We start from the raw sequence: 1,079 nt of genomic DNA, 5'->3' as shown, positions 1-1,079 counted from the left end.
GCGCTGGCGGTCCACTTGAAGGGCTTTGGGTTTTGGTTTCGATGCTCGATCCACTCGTCAATCGCGGTCTTGAGTTCGCTGACGTCGTTGAAGGTTCCTCGCCGAATGCGCTGGCGAGTGATTTCGGCGAAGAGCCGCTCGACGAGGTTGAGCCAGGAACAGGATGTCGGCGTGAAGTGCAGTGTGAAGCGTTTGTGTCGCGCCAACCAGCGCTTCACGGCCGGCGTCTTGTGAGTGGCGTAGTTATCGAGGATCAGATGCAGATCGAGATGTGCGGGCGTCTCGCGGTCGATTGTTTTCAGAAACGACAGGAACTCGTTTGCCCGATGACGCGCCAGACATTCGCCGATGACGGTACCGGCCGCCACATCGAGCGCGGCGAAGAGCGTTGTGGTGCCGTTGCGCTTGTAATCATGGGTCATCGTGCCGGCACGGCCCTTTTTCAAGGGCAAACCCGGCTGCGTGCGGTCGAGTGCCTGAATTTGGCTCTTCTCATCGACGGAAAGCACCAGCGCCTTCTCCGGCGGATCGACGTAAAGGCCGACGATGTCCTCGACCTTCGCGACGAAGTCGGGATCGTTGGAGATCTTGAAGCTGCGCACGAGATGCGGCTTGAGGCCGTGTTCGGCCCAGATGCGCTGCACGCTCGTGTGGCTGATGCCCATTTCTTCCGCCATCGATCGCACGCTCCAGTGCGTGGCATTGGCGGGACGCTCCTTTACGGTCTTCTCGACGACCTTGAGCTTCATGGCAGCGCTGAGCGGCTTACGGCCAGGCGGCTTGGAGCGGCCTTTGATCAGACCATCGACGCCAGCTTCGGCAAAATAGTCCTGCCAGCGCCAGACGGTGGTCTTCGAAACCCCGACTTCACGCATAATCGCCACGACGCCATGACCGTCCGCCGTCATCAGCACGATCCTCGCTCGCTTGGCGATCTTCTGAGCCGTATTTCCATCGATGAGCAGCTGCTCCAGTTCCCTGCGAGCCTTGCGATCAAGTACAATCAAGTCGTTTCCCATGCCGCGAGTGAATCATGTTCGCGACAAGCTGGGATTCAAATGTCAGTGACAGAACACTAG

At 59.1% G+C, this 1,079-nt stretch carries 1 protein-coding gene; it reads right to left on the bottom strand.

What is annotated here, in order from left to right; translation table 11 throughout:
- A partial coding sequence (locus IVA80_RS25980; RefSeq protein ID WP_247437105.1) for an IS630 family transposase occupies window positions 1-1,019 on the bottom strand: 1,019 nt, incomplete at its 3' end.
- Window positions 1,020-1,079: the final 60 nt, after the last annotated feature.

Origin of the sequence: Bradyrhizobium sp. 139, assembly GCF_023074175.1 — a bacterium.
GTDB lineage: Bacteria > Pseudomonadota > Alphaproteobacteria > Rhizobiales > Xanthobacteraceae > Bradyrhizobium.
This window is presented reverse-complemented; position numbering and strand designations above follow the sequence as displayed.